The organism is Flavobacterium sp. CAN_S2 (assembly GCF_015752255.1).
In the GTDB taxonomy this organism is placed as follows: Bacteria; Bacteroidota; Bacteroidia; order Flavobacteriales; family Flavobacteriaceae; genus Flavobacterium.
The window spans coordinates 873,116-889,199 of record NZ_JADOVA010000001.1 but is presented as its reverse complement, the minus strand read 5'-3'; the positions used below and the strand labels follow the sequence as shown (position 1 = coordinate 889,199).

The following is a 16,084-nucleotide window of genomic DNA, read 5'->3' as shown; positions in this document are numbered from 1 at the left end:
CCAATAAAGGGGTTGCAAAAGTACAATTAATTATTTTAAATACAAATACCTTAAATGAATATTTTTTTCTCGTTTTTACTCTGATAATCAAATGTATATTTAAAATTATATTCTAAGATTGAATTTGTGTTTCTCACTTCTGCCTGAGTTGAATCCGATGTGCTGTTGTTTTGATTTAATTTTATTGTATATTTCTAATTTTCAGCAGCAAATTTTACATTTTATTGGCTATTTTTGTCATTTAAGTGGGTAATATTCTAATTATTCATATCTTGTTACTTTTTTTATTATTAAAATTACTTCAAATATCTCCTTATGAAAGCTAAAGCAACTTTAAAACAAATCGCTAAAGAACTGAATGTTTCTGTTTCTACAGTTTCTAAAGCGTTGAACGATAGTCCGGAGATTAGCGAGCAGACAAAGGTTAAAATTAAAGAGTATGCAAAGCTTAAAAATTACAAGCCTAATGTAATTGGTCTGAACCTTAAAAATAGAAAAACCAAAACGATTGGCGTTATTATTCCAAATATTCTGAATTCTTTTTTTGCCAAAGTGTTTAGTGGTATCGAGAAAATCGCTGATGAAAAAGGATATAATGTTATTATGTGTATCTCTAACGAATCAGCAGAAAAAGAAGCTCATACGCTGGAAATGTTGAGCAATGGAACCATTGATGGATTTATTGTTTCCGTTTCTGAAGAAGCCCAAAAAAATCAAGATTACGAGCATTTCTCTGCAATCATTAATGATGGAACTCCTATTGTTATGTTTGATCGAATTGCAGACGGCGTTGATTGTGACAAAGTGATTGTTGATGATTTTGATTCCGCTTTAAATTCGACTCGACATTTAATTGATTTAGGATGCAAGAATATCGCTTTATTGTCTTCTATAGATAATTTAAGTGTTGGAAAATTAAGAGCCGAAGGGTATTTGAAAGCTTTGGAAAATAACAATATTTCGGTAAACAATGATATCATTTTAAGAACGGATTCAGAAGATGATTTAAAAGATAAAATTGAGAAAGTTTTTGAAAACAAAATAGACGGAATTTTTGCTTTGGAAGAAAATGACTCTGTTGCGGCTTTGCGTATCGCACTCAAAAAAGGATTTAAAGTTCCAGAAGACATTTCTATTATAGGTTTCGCTGACGGAATTCTTGCTTCACGCAGATTGTCTCCGAGTTTAACCACAGTAAGTCAGCACGGAATTGAAATAGGAGAAGTAGCCGCTAAATTGCTTATTGATAGATTAGAATCTAAAGAAGAGCACGTTCCTTATGAAACGGTTGTCATTAAAACAAAATTGAAAGAAAGAGAGTCAACAAGAAAATTGTAGCAACTCATATAATATAACTGTAAAAAAAATCTCTAATCGTTTTTGAATGATTAGAGATTTTTTTTGATTACTATAAAAGATATTTTTAATGCGCCTCCAGCCAGTCTTTTCCAGCTCCTAAATCAACATCTAATGGAACATCTAACTTGAAAGCATGTTCCATTTCATGTTTGATCATCGGTTTAATTTTTTCGAGTTCATCATTATGCACATCAAACACAAGCTCATCGTGAACCTGTAACAACATTTTACTTTTCCAGTTTTCAGATGTTAGTTTTTCATGAATATTAATCATCGCAATTTTGATGATATCGGCAGCACTTCCTTGTATTGGCGCATTTACCGCATTTCGTTCTGCACCACCGCGAACAATGGCATTTTGCGAATTAATATCTTTCAAATAACGACGACGACCCAGGATTGTTTGTACATAACCGTTCTCTCTTGCAAAATCTATTTGTTCCTGAATGTAGGACTTCAATCTTGGATAAGTTTGATAATACGCCTCAATTAAATCAGCGCTTTCTTTGCGGGATAGGTTAGTTTGATTACTCAATCCAAAAGCCGAAACCCCGTATATAATTCCAAAATTTACCGTTTTGGCATGACTTCGCTGCTCGCGAGTCACTTCTTCAAGCGGCACATTAAATACTTTTGAAGCCGTAGATTTGTGAATGTCTTCATGATTTTGGAATGCTTTAATCATGTTTTCTTCCCCGCTTAATGCTGCGATTACACGCAATTCTATTTGAGAATAATCTGCAGAAACCAACGTGTAGTTTTCATCTCGGGCAACGAATGCTTTTCTAATCTGTCTTCCACGTTCGGTACGAATCGGGATGTTTTGCAAGTTGGGATTATTCGAACTCAACCGACCTGTTGCCGCAACGGTTTGCATATAATCGGTATGAATTCGGTTTGTGATTTTGTCGACTTGGTTTGGCAAAGCCTCGACATAAGTATTTTGTAATTTTACCAATTGTCTCCAATCCAGAATGTCTTTTACAATTGGGTTTTCGGCGGCTAAATAACTTAATATTTCCTCTCCAGTTGCATATTGACCGGTTTTGGTTTTCTTTTGTTTTACGCCTCCAATTTTCAATTTATCGAATAAAATATCGCCTAATTGCTTTGGAGAAGCCAGATTGAATTTCTCTCCAGCAGTTTCGAATATGTTGGCTTCTAATATTTTGATGTCATCTCCTAATGTTTCCGACAGTGATTTTAAGAAATCCACATCCACACGGATTCCTTCTTTTTCCATATCAGCCAGAACTTTTACCAATGGAATTTCGATTTCCTCAAAAAGTTTTTTGGTTCCGGTTTTATCCAATTCTAAGGTGAATATTTCCTTAAGTTGCAGTGTTACATCGGCATCTTCAACAGCATATTCTTTTGTTTCTTCCAATGCAACGTCCCGCATTGATTTTTGGTTTTTTCCTTTTTTACCAATTAATGTTTCAATGGATTGAGGCGAATATTTCAAATACGTTTCCGATAAAATATCCATATTATGACGCATATCTGGATTAATCAGATAATGGGCAATCATGGTATCAAATAATTTTCCTTTTACGGTAACATTGTAATTAGAAAGAATCTTTAAATCATATTTTAAATTCTGACCAATTTTTTCAATATTTTCATTTTCGAAAAAAGGAATGAATTTCTCTATTAAAGTCTGTGCTTCCTCTTGATTTTCTGGAAACGGAACATAAAATCCTTTTCCTTTTTCGAAAGAAAATGAAATTCCCACTAATTCAGCATGCAAAGCATCAAGTCCGGTTGTTTCTGTATCAAAACACACCGATGATTGTTTTTGTAAATTCTGTAACAGCAATTTCAATCCTAAATCCCCTTGAATTATCTGGTATGAATGAGCTGTATTTTCTAAATTATTATAAAATTGATGACGTGTCTCATCAGATGAATCGTCTTGAATTGCACTTCCAAAAAGATCGAATTGTTCTTCGTTTTTTGGTTGTGGTTTTTTATACAGTTTAGTTTCGTCAACTGGATTGCTGGTGGCGGTTGCACTTCCGCCTTTTTTGAATATAGCGTCAAATTGTTCCGCCATTCTTCTGAATTCTAATTCATTGAAAAGTGCATCTGTTTTTTCGACATCTGGAGTGGATAATTCATAATCGGTTTCGTCAAAAATAACAGGGCAATCTAAAAGTATGGTAGCCAGAGTTTTGGATAATAATCCTTTTTCTTTGTTGGCTTCAATGTTTTCTTTCATTTTTCCTTTCAGCTTGTCGGTATTCGCTAAAAGGTTTTCCATGGTTCCAAATTCCTTCAATAGTTTCTTAGCTGTTACTTCACCTACGCCAGGAAGTCCTGGAATGTTATCTGCTGTATCGCCCATCATTCCAAGGAAATCAATTACTTGATCTGGTCGTTCGATTTCAAATTTTGCCAAAACTTCCGGAATTCCCCAAATTTCGATTCCATTTCCCATTCTGGCGGGTTTGTACATGAAAATATTCTCAGAAACGAGTTGTGCAAAATCCTTATCGGGCGTAACCATAAAGACTTTATAGTTTTGTTTTTCAGCTTGTTTGGCAATTGTACCAATTAAATCATCAGCTTCATATCCTTTTACTTCAATAATAGGAATATGCATGGCTTTCAGTAACTCTTGGATATAAGGAATAGCAATTTTTATGGCTTCGGGAGTGGCGTCGCGGTGTGCTTTATACTCAGGAAATATATCATTTCTCAACTGACTTCCGCCATTATCAAAGGCTACGGCTAAATGGTCTGGTTTTTCTCTTTTGATTACATCCATTAATGAGTTCATGAATCCCATAATGGCTGATGTGTCCATTCCTTTGGAGTTGATTCTTGGATTTTTTATAAAAGCATAATAACCTCTGAAGATTAAGGCGTAGGCGTCAAGCAGGAAAAGGCGTTTTTGTTGTGACATGAATTGTGATTTTTGTAAAGTTTTCAAAAGTACAAAACTTGTCAGATAAAGGAGTGCAGGATTGTATAATTTCTTTGAAAAGGACCTTTGTCTTCCATTGTAAAAATATTATCTAAGGTAGATTTATTAATGCCTTGGTTGTCTTATTACTACTTGTGCATTCTTTTTTTAAAGACAAGAAAATAATTACAAATAGTATATAGCTTAATTTATTACGATTGAAATTGTAAGATTATAAATATATTAAATTTAAAAACATGTATTTAATCGATTAAATTAGTATTTAATCGATAATAGGTCTAATTTTGACCATCAGTTTAAAGGTTGATTTATCGTTCAAGTGTTTAATTATTTAATTTGTGTGTTATGAAAAAACATTACTTTGCTAAAAAGGTATTACAAGCCTGTTTGTTATTTTTGATAACGATGACAACAAATATGTCTATGTCAGCCCAAGTTGGTATTGGGACCATAACTCCACATGCAAGTTCTGTTTTAGAGTTGTCCTCTACAACACAAGGGATGTTGACACCCAGGATGACAACGGCTCAACGTGTTGCAATTGCGTCTCCAGCTGATGGGTTAATGGTTTATGACACGGATTTAAAATCTTTTTATCATTACAATTCCTCTCTAACGTCTTGGAATGTTATTAATAGCGGTACTACAGGTAGATTAAAATTTAAGCGAATTAAATCTACAGATGTTTTAGCAACAGTTTTGGCTGCGGAGAAAACGGCTGGGAGTAATGCAAAGTATAAATTGGATGCTAATACGTACTATGAAATAAATGGAACCATAAGTTTTGATTTACCTATTGACTTGAATAATGCCTATGTTTCAGGTCAGGATGCAAACGAAGATAAGTTAGTAAGAACATCTGGAAATTTGTTTGATGGTGCAACAGGAGGGAGTATAAGAAATGTTACCATACAGGTTACGGGAGGGGGAAAAGTTTTTAACTTTAGCGGAGTATCAACCGAAAATTTAATTATTAGAGATGCCATAATTGCTGGGTCATCTAATGTAGGATCAATAACAGGTTTTGGATTAGTTTTTGTCAGCATAGTTCAATATGTTGGTAATACTGCGGGAATTGTTTATGATTCTATCAGTAAATTATTGATTAGTAACGCAGCATGGTTTAGTAATAATTCCGGTACTTATGAAAAATTGCAAGGTACATTTGGATTAGTGCAAAAACAAGGAGGTTTTAGTGAGGTTACAGGAACAAGTATTGGCTTTGATGTATCTTCTAATCCAACAATATCTGGAGATGCGGTAATGGAGACTGTTGTTTTTACTGGAACAGTGTCTACAGGAAAATATGTAAATGGATACACTTCCGGAAGTTATACAGGCTATAATTTTAATAACAGTTGGAGTGTTCGCTGTGCAGGAATACCTAATGAAACTGATGCAAATGCTGTAGGTGAGTTTTCAATAGATTATGCGGTGGGCTCTGGTGCTTCTACAGGTTTTTCCGGATCAAATCCAACCGCTATTGTAAAGGTTTCTGGTGTTTCATCCTCATCAAATTTATTTAGATTTTCTACCGGAGGAGTTAGCAATAAATTGATATATTTAGGCAAAAAGAAAAGATTTTTTCAAGTTACAGGTTCTATTTCTTTTCAAGTTCCAGCAATAGGTACCTATATAATTTATATTTCTAAAAATGGAGCAGCTATTACACAGTATAAGATTTATGGACGAGGCGCAGCTGCAAATGATATTGTAGTATTACCATTAAATGCATTAGTAGAATTATCAAATTCTGATTATATTGAGGTTTTTGCACAACGATATACATCAACAAATTCTAGTGATAGTATTATCACTCCTAATATGACTTTGGTTGTAAAATAGCATCATTTTAAAATTTATCAAAAACCGCATTATTTTAAACTAAATATTGCGGTTTTAATTTATATTTCACTTTTTTGAATTTCAGGTGTCCTTTACCTTTAATCAACCGTTAAATTTTAACTAATAAAAAAACACTTTGGTTAATTCTTTTGTTATTTTGTTTAAAATTTGATTAAAATGATCTTTCGTATCGTATTCTTGTGTCTCTTACTTCTTATTATTGAGCTTTATACTTTTCAGGTATTAAAAACTTTGATAAAATCAAAGCCAATTTTGTTTTCCATTCAGCTCATCAGCATCGTAGTCTTGGTATATATTGTCTATTCGATAATGCAATTTGACAGAAGCGTTGGTCAAACCCAACACATGATGGTAATCATGGGTTTACTGCTCATTGTTTACGTTCCGAAATTAATTTTGACACTTGTTCTAATGGGCGAAGATATTTTTAGATTAGGTGCAGGAACCGTAAATTATTTTATTGATTATGACAAAAGCGCGGATTTCCTTAATTCCAGAAGAAAGTTTATCAGCCAGATAGGATTAGGATTAGCGGCAGTTCCTTTTTTATCTTTAATTTATGGTGTGACCGTTGGGAAATACAATTACAAAGTAATCAAACAACGTATTTTTTTTCCAGATTTACCGGAAGCTTTTGATGGTTTTACGATTACTCAAATATCAGATGTTCACAGTGGCAGTTTTGATAATCCCGAAAAAATTAATTATGCGATTGATTTGGTGAATGAGCAAAACTCAGATTTGATTTTGTTTACCGGCGATATTGTAAATACGGATGCCAAGGAAATGCATCCTTGGATAGAAACATTCAATAGAATTAAAACACACGAATATGGCAAATATTCCGTTTTGGGGAATCATGATTATGGCGAATATGTAACCTGGCCATCAGAAGCTGCAAAAGAGGATAATTTCAAAGCTATAAAAAGTTTGTATGGGGAAATTGGTTTCAATTTATTGTTGAATGAGCATACTTTTATCGAAAAAGGAGACGCAAAAATAGCATTAGTTGGTGTCGAAAACTGGGGTCATAATTTCAAACAAGCTGGAGATTTGAATAAAGCAGCCGGATCTTTAAAGAAAGAAGATTTCAAGATTTTGATGAGTCATGATCCTTCACACTGGGAACATGTGGTGCAGCATGATGAGAAACACTATCACCTTACGCTTTCAGGGCATACACACGGAATGCAATTTGGAATCGAAATTCCAGGTTATTTCAAATGGAGTTTGGCTCAATATGTTTACAAACAATGGGCTGGATTATATGAAAACTTGGGAAGATACGTATATGTCAACAGAGGATTTGGTTTTCACGCTTATCCGGGCAGAGTAGGTATTATGCCGGAAATAACAGTCATTGAACTAAAAAAAGGTGTTAATGTGGCATAATTCGTTTAAAATGCTACATTTGTAAAATAAATATCTCTTTTTAGTGAATTTTAAAAATTAAATTTTTGGTTTTATGTCAAAATTTGGAGAACTTATAAATACAAAAGTACCTGTGTTAATTGATTTTTACACAGAATGGAACGAATCTTCCGTTTCAATGCATCCTGTTATAAGAGATGTGGCAGCTGCTCTTGGCGATAAAGCAAAGGTGATAAAAATTGATGTTGACAAAAATCAAGAATTAGCTGAGGCTTTGCGAATCAAAGGTTTGCCTACATTGATGATTTATAAACAAGGTCAAATGATCTGGAGACAATCTGGAGAATTAGATGCCAACACACTTATTGGAATCGTTCAGGAACAATTGTAAAATTGTTTTTTGGAGTTACAAAACGTCACAATTAAATTTTTTTTCTTTTAAAAAAGCCAGTGTTTTTGGTAGCACGTATTCAAGATTTTTGAATGCTTTTTGGCTGTCGTGAAAAACAATTATACTTCCCGGTTTTACATTTGACAACACATTATCTAAACATTGTTCTCTGGATATTGTGGTATCAAAATCAGCGCTAAGCACGTCCCACATAATTATTTTATAACCCAATTTTTGAATCGCTTTAGATTGAGCCGTTTTTATTTTGCCGTAAGGCGGACGAAACAGCTTAGATTTTAGATTTTGATTTGTGTTTTTGCCAATCGCTTCTTCGCATCTTGCTACGTTTTCAATATAATCTTCAGTAGAAGTATTCCAGCCATTGAGGTGATTATAAGTGTGATTTCCTATGGAATGCCCTTCGCTGATTACTTTTTTGAATATTTCTGGATACTTAGTAATATTTTCTCCAATACTAAAAAAAGTAGCTTTAAACCCGTGTTTTTTTAGTTCTGCCAAGACCCAATCAGTCACTTCAGGAATGGGACCGTCATCAAAAGTAAGATAGACCGTATTTCCTGCATTGGAAACATCCCAAGTGTAATTTGAGAATATTTTTTTGATAAACCAATTCGTTTTAATCCAGTAGAATTTCATTTTTTAGTTTTAAAAGTAAAAAAAAAATAGCGACATTTTTCAATGTCGCTACCTTTTCTAGTTGCTATTCAAGATTACTCTTTTTCTCGTCCAAAACGTTCAAACATCTTAATGTATGTATTGAAAGTAATTTTGTGTTTATTATAAAAATCAGTATCTCCATTTTCTTTCATGACTTGCAAAAGGCTTCTGTAGCGCTCAATATCAGTAATGATAGGAATTGCAATGCTACTTTGCTCTGATGATTTAAGATTACCATAATAGTTGAGGTTTTCTTGATATTTATTCACCAATTTATTTAGTAACTGTTGCGCTTTTACTTTGTCACCAATTTTATAATAACCGTCAGCAAAAGGTTCTACTAACGAATAATAACCAAAATATTCCAAAGGCATTTTTGTCATCGCTAAATCGATAATGTTTTTCGCCTTGTCTTTTTTGCCTTCAACAATCAATTGATTCATTAATCTGGAAAGATTCGTTCGGTACGTTATGCTATTTCTTCTGGTTTCAGGATCATGATATATTGTAGTGCTTTCGCTGTTTCCCCAATCCCATTTCATTACTTTAGCGTACATTTTATCAGAGTCTATTTGTCCCATTTCCAATAGACCTCCATCTTTAGGAATAATTGTTCTAACAGGTACTAATTTATAAACCATTCCTTCCAGTTGAAGGTATTCTTTCATCCAGATATAATCTTCGTTGTCAAATGCACCTCCACTGAAATAAATAGGTCGTTTCCAGTTATTATTGGCAACAATATCCAACATCATTAATCTGTTTTTGTACAATGCATTTCCTTTGATTTCCAAATCAATGTAAGGAACTATAGAATCATTGTATTTAGCCGAAACAACTTTGTTTTGAATAATTGTATTTCTGTCAACAGGAATTCTGATTTTATTCGTAGGATAAAAATGAATGGTTTGACCATTTTGCATTTCAACCGTTGATTTTGGATTTTTAATAAAATCAATAAAATCTTTAATATCCCAGCGGGTTTCAACTTTTGGAATGTGAGCTACATAATCCAATTTATCGCCCACATATTCATCATGAGTAAACGAAATAGGTAATGGGTCAGATTCGTATGTTTTCGTTTTCATTTGGTCGATATACCAATCCGTCATGAATAAACTAGTATTTACGATTTTGACATCCGTTCGTACTTTTTCAATTTCTTGGGCATACCAAAGCGGGAAAGTATCGTTATCACCAATGGTAAATAAAATAGCATTAGGATCACAAGAAGTAAGGTAGGCTTTAGCCATTGCTACGGCAGTATATTTCCCGGAGCGATCGTGATCATCCCAGTTTTGCGCTGCCATAAGAACCGGAGCTGCCAGTAAACTAGCTGCAATGATTATAGGGCCGGCAATTTTTGGAGCAAGATATTTTTGTACGCTTTCATATAATGCATATACTCCAAAACCAATCCAGATTGCAAACACGTAAAAAGAGCCGACTAAGGCATAATCTCTTTCTCTAGGTTCGAAAGGTCTTTCGTTTAAGTATATTTTCAGTGCTATTCCCGTAAAAAGGAATAAAGCGAGTAAGACGTAGAAACTTTTTAAATCCTTATTAGCATGATACATTAAACCAATTAAACCAAGAATAAATGGTAAAAAGAAATATACATTTCGACCTTTATTGTTAACCACATCAGAAGGTAGGTTGTCTTGACTTCCTAAATGCAGTTCGTCTATAAAGGATATTCCGCTGAGCCAGTTTCCGTCCAGGTAATCGTATCTCCCTTGAACATCATTTTGACGGCCAACAAAATTCCACATTAAATACCTCCAGTACATATAACCAAATTGGTATTCAACCATAAAACCTAAATTGTCAGCAGTTGAAGGTTTTTCAACCAATAAATAATCACCATAACTTTTTAGAAACTTTACGTAACCTTCATTGTCAATTTGATTTTGAGCATAAGCTTGTCTGAACTCATTTATGATTTTTTCAGTTTCATTTTTCAGTTGTGCAATTGCTTTATTATAATCTTCCTCGCTTAGCTGACTAGGGTCAATTCCGTACTTCGCAAGATCGTCTTCGTAAGGATAATTAGGATTTAACCTAAACTCTGGCGGATTCGTGAAATTCATATAATTTTCAATATGATCGCCACTCCACATTCTTGGTAAAATAGTTTTGTGATTGTCATCCGTATTTTGCTCCGCATTTTTGAAATTATTTACAATAACATATTTACCTGTTTTGTAATCTCTTTCGTAATTAGGTGCTTTGTCCAGATAAGGATTGTCTTCATCAAGGCCTGAAAAAGCTTCGGTGTATTGAGGTCCATAAAACAACGGATTTACACCGTATTGTTCTCTGTTGTAGTAGGCTAAAACTTCACGCGCATCAGAAGGTTTATTCTCATTAATTACGGTATTGGCGTTAGCACGTATAGGCAGCATGGTCCAAGTAGAAAATCCGATTAGGATAAAAAGAACACATAAAATTAAAGTGTTGTAAGTTGCCAAGCCTTTGTTATTGGTGTATTTTAAACCAAAATAAAACAAAGCTGCCAGTAAAACAGTAACAAATATAGTTCCGGAGTCAAACGGTAATCCTAAGCTATTCACCATAAATACTTCGGTTTTACCAAAGAATCCCATAGTCATAGGAAGGAGTAGTTTGAATATAAAAAGTAAAATAGCGATTACGATTACATTCGCAAGCAGAAAGCTTTTGATGGTAACAACTTTGTAGTTTTTGAAAAAGTACAAGAAACCAATTGCTGGAATGGTTAACAAAGCCATGAAGTGAACTCCAAACGAAAGACCAACAACAAGCGAAATAATTAATAACCATTTGTTTCCTCTTGGTTTATTCATGTCCTGTTCCCAGCGTAATCCGAGCCAGAACAATAAAGCAATAAACAATGAAGCCATAGCGTAAACTTCGGCTTCAACTGCATTATACCAAAAACTATCAGAGAAAGTGTATGCTAAAGCACCTACAAATGAACTCCCTAGTATTACAATCTCATTATTTTTATTGGGTTCTGAAAATCGGGAAACTAATTTTTTCAAGACCATCGATGAAGACCAAAAAAGGAAAAGAATAGTAAATGCGCTTGAAAATACAGACATCATATTCACCATTAAGGCAATTTTTGTTTCATCTGCAGCAAACATGGCGAAAAAAGCACCAATCATTTGGTATAATGGAGCTCCCGGCGGATGACCAACTTCTAATTTTGCTGCTGTGGCAATATATTCTCCACAATCCCAGAAACTCATAGTAGGCTCAACAGTCAAAGTGTAGGTTAATAATGCGATTCCAAATGTAAGCCAACCAATAATTGTATTCCATTTATTAAAATTGAATGCTGCTTTATCCATGTACTAAAATTTAATTTAATTGTAAGTTACAAAGAAAATGTTTTTTTGTTTAAACTTGATAGCATTAACAATATTTTCTGGAAAAGTAATGCGATTCAATAACGTTCTGACTATGAATCTTTTTCGTTTGTTTTTGAAATTAAATTCAATTTTAGAGAAAATTTTTTTGATAAAATTGATAAAAAAGTTTGTGCAAACTAAAAAATAGTATAAATTTGCACTCGCTAAGCAAGAATATTAGTTTAGTAATTCTGCTGGTCTATGGTGTAATGGTAACACAACTGTTTTTGGTGCAGTCTTTCAAGGTTCGAGTCCTTGTAGACCAACTAGCATTTTTTAAGAACCCCGTAAACATTAACGTTTACGGGGTTTTCTTTTTTAGCACGTAGTAATTCACGTAGTAATTTTGTGATATGAAATGTAGTGAATTGGTGTCTGTTTTCTGTTACAGCTCTATGTTTTAGTGATGACTTGACGGTTATTGTTTTTAAAATGAATTTAAACGTGTAAGCCACCACCCAGCCATGTTCCTGTTGTATGCCAAATTTCATAGTAGTAAAGCCATAGTGAAGTCCAAGGAATTATTGTATCACAAATTAGATCTGTTTTTTTGAATTCGTTATACTTAGGCATAAAGAGACATAAGCTTTCTTGTGAGTACATATGTGGTATTTCTTCTTCTTTTTCATTTTTTATTAAAATTGGATCTAAAATCTTTACTTGAACTAAGGGCTTCTTTTTGATAATGAAGTATTTTATTTCAACTGTATATGCTTCACTTCTTGAAGTTGGTTTTATTTTTCCTATAGCAATTAAACTAATCGCATTGAAATTCACATTCCATTCTGGAAATTTGAATTTTAATGCACTAGCTTGCTGAGCTATCGTTTTATTTCTTAATAAATTTTTGATTATCATTTGCTTCCATAAAAAGTGTTCGCTTTTACAGCTGATGTGGAAAGCATACCTACGGATGTTAATGAACCAGTGGCTCTATCTATTCCTAATTGGTTATTAGTTCTTGCTTTTTCAATAACATTTGCCTGTGAAGTCTGCGCTCCGAAGTATAATTCATCCCCAAACAAACCCTTTAAGATGTTTCCTTCCGGAACAACACCATTTTCTTTTTTCAGCTCTTGCCACTCTTTGTATAAATGTTCGCTAAAATCTTTAAATGCGTAGTAATATCCTGGTTCATCTTCCCATTTATCTGTAAAATCTTCATCAGCATTTACAGGATTGACAACTTTGATTCTTCCAGACATATTCCTTGTGTGAAGTAATATCCTGTTTACAATGCTTTCAACGGTCAAATAGATACTTTCTTCCCCATTGTAAAATTGCCCTGCTATGGTTGTTAGTACAACACTTGAAGTTTTATACGTATCATCTTTTTGAAAATAGACATCTCTGTATCTCTTAATCAATTGTACACCCCTTTGTAATGGTTTTTTATTCTCATAGTCATTTGAAGGTAAGTTTTCTGCGCGCATTGATTTTTCTAGCAAACTAAAGTTCAGGATATTAGTTTTTTCCAAAAACCATTTTGCATATCCTTTTGGGTTGCTACTTACCCAAGTTTTTAATGCACGGTCAGGGACTCTTAGTTTATTTTCGTCCCATTCGTTTTCTTGGATTCCAGGTAAAATATCAATGTGAAATTCACCAGCGTAGTTTAGTCTAATACATCTATTTTTCAGTTCCATCTTTCCGCTATATAAAGCATGTTCTTCTAATCTACGTCTTAATTCATTATAGATTTTTTCAGGGGTATGATTGTTGAAATTTGTTTTAATATGTAATGCTATGTCTAGGTCAAATTCATCTTTTCCAATTGGTTTTACGGTTGTTCTAGTCCTTACCGACCCGTGAGGATAAAGGTCATATTTAAATGGCTTGAAAAAGGTTTCGTCTGTTTCTATCCATTTTTTTATTGCTTCATAGTGTTGAATCATTAGCTCATAACGAGTTTTGTCTAATTGAAGAGCTTCCGCCATTCTGTCTAATAGATCGTCTAACTGGACGTTCTTGTTTTGAAAAAGTGTCATCATTTTGGTAATATTTTAAATGTGTGTGGTAGTATTCTTATACCGCCGTTAGTATGTCCCTTTCTAATTTCCTCAGCGGTTACAAATGCTATATTGTCATTATTAACAAGTGATTTTATTGCCTCTTTTTGTGCATCTGTTTCAAGTCTTAGTTCGAAAATATCGGCGTAACGAAATTGTTCAATTGGATAATCCTCTGTCCTTAGCACGCCTTCTTCATGTTTCCCAACGTAAGCATATTTAATATGTTTGAATAGCTTCTCGGGAAGAAAACCAGGTTCAATTAATTCTTCATAAAATTCACGCCAAGGATCAATTTCTCTATTTTTTCTGTTTTCAAACCATTTAAAAAAGGCACTTAATTTTTTTCTTTTATTAATTACAATTCGTAAATCATTTTCAGTGTCTTCGTCTCTTGGAACATGGTTACATGGCACTATCCCTAAGTTGTCAAATATTTCTCGGTTTTCTTCCTTAAAATATTTATAGGCACCGCCTACTGGTTGATATCCAACAAAATCATTTTTGTGTCTTTTGATTAACATGTATTTGCCATTAAATTCAATTCGGAATAAATATGCAACAGTCACTCTTACAGGCAAATTATATTTCCAAAATTGTGGCTTTATTAACTTCCATCTTTCCTTATTATCTAACAAGAAGATAACTAATTCCATAAGACATGCTACAATGAATCCAAGCGAGATATTGAATATGGCATCCTGAATTTCACTCTTCTTTAGAAAAAAACTTGATACCAATCCTAATATCCCAAAACTGAAGCTGATTTTACCTCTATTACTCATTCAGATTATCCTTTAGGTGGAAAATTGTCTTTTCCATAAGTATTCCTTTCTCTAATCTGTCCATTAGATCGGTGAATAAACATTTCAGATCTTTGATTGATTGCAATCTCTTTAGCGATTTTGATAGCCTCAGCTTGTGTGGAAACAATCCTTATTGCTTTTTCGTTTCCTGCGCCTTGCACTGCCCAATCATTTCCTCTTGGTACTACATGCTGGTTTTTTTTACTCATAATGATGAAAATTTAGAAATTAATGATATATTTGTCTCATATATAAAACAAAACTCAAATCTGTTGCATCAAAGATACGTAAATATCTTATTGTTGCACAAGTGAGACAGTGTTTAACACGTAAAACTTATTAACATGCAATCAACACTTAATACAGACCTTTTAGCAGGGATGTTAAAAAGTAAAAGGGCAAGTAAAGGACTAAGAGCTATTGCTGAGGAAATTGGCAATGTAAGTGCGGCTACTTTATCAAGAATTGAGCAAGGAAAAATTCCAGATGTTGATACATTTATTAACATTTGTAATTGGTTAAAAGTATCAACTGATACTTTTATAGTTGGTAATACAGATTCTAAACCTGTTACTAATAAAGATCAGGTCGTTGCTCACTTAAGGGCGGATAAGGAATTGACTCAGGACACTGTAAGTATGCTTATTAAAATGATAGATATGGCATACGAAACAAAATAATTCCTTTTGGCATCAACAAGTATTCTTAAACGAGGTTTTAAAGCAAAGGCAGAAAAAAAAGCAACTGAATGTAGAGTAAATCTCAATATTCATCCTTGCGCGCCTTTATGTGCATTTAAGTTAGCGCAGTTTTTAAATATTAGCGTTTACAATGCAACAGAGTTTTTGAAAGATGATTATGAAATAAGAAAACTGCAAGGTATTGAAGCTGAAGAGTATGGATGGAGTGCCTTAACTATGGATACGAAAAGTGGTAATCGTATCATAATTCATAACAATTTTCATAATTCATACCGTCAACAAAGTAATATTATGCATGAAATTGCTCATATTTTATGTCAACATAAAGTAAAAGAATTTCCTGTAGGGGTCAATTTGCCATTTGGTATGAGAGATTTTGATAAGCTTCAAGAAGAAGAAGCTATATGCTTGGGCGCAACGTTACAATTATCAAAACCTTGCCTTTTATGGGCGAGAAAAAGGAATTTGACGAATGAACAAATCGCAATTCACTTTAACGCTAGTGTTGAAATGGTAAATTTCCGTATGGGTATGACGGGTTTAAATAAACCATTTTTCAAGAAAAATGTTTAGTTAGGT

The 16,084-nt window shown here is 33.5% G+C and carries 13 protein-coding genes and 1 tRNA gene; 7 read left to right on the top strand and 7 right to left on the bottom strand.

Annotation, left to right across the window (positions count from 1 at the left end; all coding sequences use genetic code 11):
- The first annotated feature begins 315 nt into the window (after nucleotides 1-315).
- On the top strand, nucleotides 316-1,338 hold the full coding sequence (locus IWX80_RS03955) for a LacI family DNA-binding transcriptional regulator (protein WP_196852247.1): 1,023 nt from the start codon (nucleotides 316-318) through the stop codon (nucleotides 1,336-1,338).
- 85 nt (nucleotides 1,339-1,423) lie between these two features.
- Here IWX80_RS03955 and polA read toward each other — a convergent pair whose 3' ends face one another.
- Complete coding sequence (polA, locus tag IWX80_RS03950; protein ID WP_196852246.1) at nucleotides 1,424-4,267, bottom strand: DNA polymerase I; 2,844 nt, start codon at nucleotides 4,265-4,267, stop codon at nucleotides 1,424-1,426.
- Nucleotides 4,268-4,633: 366 nt separating this feature from the next.
- Between polA and IWX80_RS03945 the strand changes: the two genes are divergently transcribed.
- From IWX80_RS03945 to IWX80_RS03935, 3 genes are all read left to right on the top strand, one after another.
- Entirely contained in the window at nucleotides 4,634-6,133 is a 1,500-nt protein-coding gene (locus IWX80_RS03945) for a hypothetical protein (protein ID WP_334682216.1), read from the top strand.
- A 177-nt stretch (nucleotides 6,134-6,310) separates the two neighbouring features.
- Complete coding sequence (locus IWX80_RS03940) at nucleotides 6,311-7,546, top strand: metallophosphoesterase (protein WP_196852245.1); 1,236 nt, start codon at nucleotides 6,311-6,313, stop codon at nucleotides 7,544-7,546.
- A gap of 73 nt (nucleotides 7,547-7,619) precedes the next feature.
- Nucleotides 7,620-7,916 carry a thioredoxin family protein gene (locus tag IWX80_RS03935; protein ID WP_113634043.1) on the top strand — a complete coding sequence of 99 codons (297 nt, stop codon included), beginning with the start codon at nucleotides 7,620-7,622 and terminating at the stop codon, nucleotides 7,914-7,916.
- 15 nt (nucleotides 7,917-7,931) lie between these two features.
- On the opposite strand, the gene IWX80_RS03930 is transcribed toward IWX80_RS03935, so the two are convergent.
- Both IWX80_RS03930 and IWX80_RS03925 read right to left on the bottom strand, forming a co-directional pair.
- On the bottom strand, nucleotides 7,932-8,573 hold the full coding sequence (locus tag IWX80_RS03930; protein WP_196852244.1) for a polysaccharide deacetylase family protein: 642 nt from the start codon (nucleotides 8,571-8,573) through the stop codon (nucleotides 7,932-7,934).
- Nucleotides 8,574-8,647: 74 nt separating this feature from the next.
- Nucleotides 8,648-11,929, bottom strand: coding sequence for a glycosyltransferase family 117 protein (locus IWX80_RS03925; protein ID WP_196852243.1), 3,282 nt, complete (start codon nucleotides 11,927-11,929; stop codon nucleotides 8,648-8,650).
- 255 nt (nucleotides 11,930-12,184) lie between these two features.
- Between IWX80_RS03925 and IWX80_RS03920 the strand changes: the two genes are divergently transcribed.
- Nucleotides 12,185-12,255: transfer RNA gene (locus IWX80_RS03920), tRNA-Gln, on the top strand.
- 172 nt (nucleotides 12,256-12,427) lie between these two features.
- Here IWX80_RS03920 and IWX80_RS03915 read toward each other — a convergent pair.
- From IWX80_RS03915 to IWX80_RS03900, 4 genes are read right to left on the bottom strand one after another with little or no spacing between them, the layout of a single operon-like run.
- On the bottom strand, nucleotides 12,428-12,847 hold the full coding sequence (locus tag IWX80_RS03915) for a hypothetical protein (RefSeq protein ID WP_131908297.1): 420 nt from the start codon (nucleotides 12,845-12,847) through the stop codon (nucleotides 12,428-12,430).
- Nucleotides 12,844-13,980, bottom strand: coding sequence for a nucleotidyltransferase domain-containing protein (locus IWX80_RS03910; protein ID WP_131908298.1), 1,137 nt, complete (start codon nucleotides 13,978-13,980; stop codon nucleotides 12,844-12,846). Before IWX80_RS03910 ends, IWX80_RS03915 begins: the two co-directional genes overlap by 4 nt.
- The gene (locus IWX80_RS03905; protein WP_196852242.1) at nucleotides 13,977-14,783 is read right to left on the bottom strand and encodes an SMODS-associated NUDIX domain-containing protein; all 807 of its coding nucleotides are present in this window, start codon (nucleotides 14,781-14,783) and stop codon (nucleotides 13,977-13,979) included. The genes IWX80_RS03910 and IWX80_RS03905 overlap by 4 nt, the downstream gene beginning before the upstream one ends.
- A 5-nt stretch (nucleotides 14,784-14,788) precedes the next feature.
- Entirely contained in the window at nucleotides 14,789-15,013 is a 225-nt protein-coding gene (locus IWX80_RS03900; protein ID WP_131908300.1) for a DUF2188 domain-containing protein, read from the bottom strand.
- Nucleotides 15,014-15,148: 135 nt separating this feature from the next.
- On the opposite strand from IWX80_RS03900, the gene IWX80_RS03895 reads away from it, so the two are divergent.
- Nucleotides 15,149-15,484 carry a helix-turn-helix domain-containing protein gene (locus IWX80_RS03895; RefSeq protein ID WP_131908301.1) on the top strand — a complete coding sequence of 112 codons (336 nt, stop codon included), beginning with the start codon at nucleotides 15,149-15,151 and terminating at the stop codon, nucleotides 15,482-15,484.
- Between the two features lie 6 nt (nucleotides 15,485-15,490).
- Nucleotides 15,491-16,078 carry an ImmA/IrrE family metallo-endopeptidase gene (locus IWX80_RS03890; protein WP_131908302.1) on the top strand — a complete coding sequence of 196 codons (588 nt, stop codon included), beginning with the start codon at nucleotides 15,491-15,493 and terminating at the stop codon, nucleotides 16,076-16,078.
- Nucleotides 16,079-16,084 lie beyond the last annotated feature (6 nt).

Bases quoted from the DNA above. Each gene is read 5' to 3' on its own strand.
- polA (WP_196852246.1), bottom strand. From the start codon at position 4,267: ATGTCACAACAAAAACGCCTTTTCCTGCTTGACGCCTACGCCTTAATC.
- IWX80_RS03930 (WP_196852244.1), bottom strand. From the start codon at position 8,573: ATGAAATTCTACTGGATTAAAACGAATTGGTTTATCAAAAAAATATTC.
- IWX80_RS03945 (WP_334682216.1), top strand. From the start codon at position 4,634: ATGAAAAAACATTACTTTGCTAAAAAGGTATTACAAGCCTGTTTGTTA.
- IWX80_RS03900 (WP_131908300.1), bottom strand. From the start codon at position 15,013: ATGAGTAAAAAAAACCAGCATGTAGTACCAAGAGGAAATGATTGGGCA.
- IWX80_RS03915 (WP_131908297.1), bottom strand. From the start codon at position 12,847: ATGATAATCAAAAATTTATTAAGAAATAAAACGATAGCTCAGCAAGCT.
- IWX80_RS03910 (WP_131908298.1), bottom strand. From the start codon at position 13,980: ATGATGACACTTTTTCAAAACAAGAACGTCCAGTTAGACGATCTATTA.
- IWX80_RS03895 (WP_131908301.1), top strand. From the start codon at position 15,149: ATGCAATCAACACTTAATACAGACCTTTTAGCAGGGATGTTAAAAAGT.
- IWX80_RS03935 (WP_113634043.1), top strand. From the start codon at position 7,620: ATGTCAAAATTTGGAGAACTTATAAATACAAAAGTACCTGTGTTAATT.
- IWX80_RS03925 (WP_196852243.1), bottom strand. From the start codon at position 11,929: ATGGATAAAGCAGCATTCAATTTTAATAAATGGAATACAATTATTGGT.
- IWX80_RS03955 (WP_196852247.1), top strand. From the start codon at position 316: ATGAAAGCTAAAGCAACTTTAAAACAAATCGCTAAAGAACTGAATGTT.
- IWX80_RS03940 (WP_196852245.1), top strand. From the start codon at position 6,311: ATGATCTTTCGTATCGTATTCTTGTGTCTCTTACTTCTTATTATTGAG.
- IWX80_RS03905 (WP_196852242.1), bottom strand. From the start codon at position 14,783: ATGAGTAATAGAGGTAAAATCAGCTTCAGTTTTGGGATATTAGGATTG.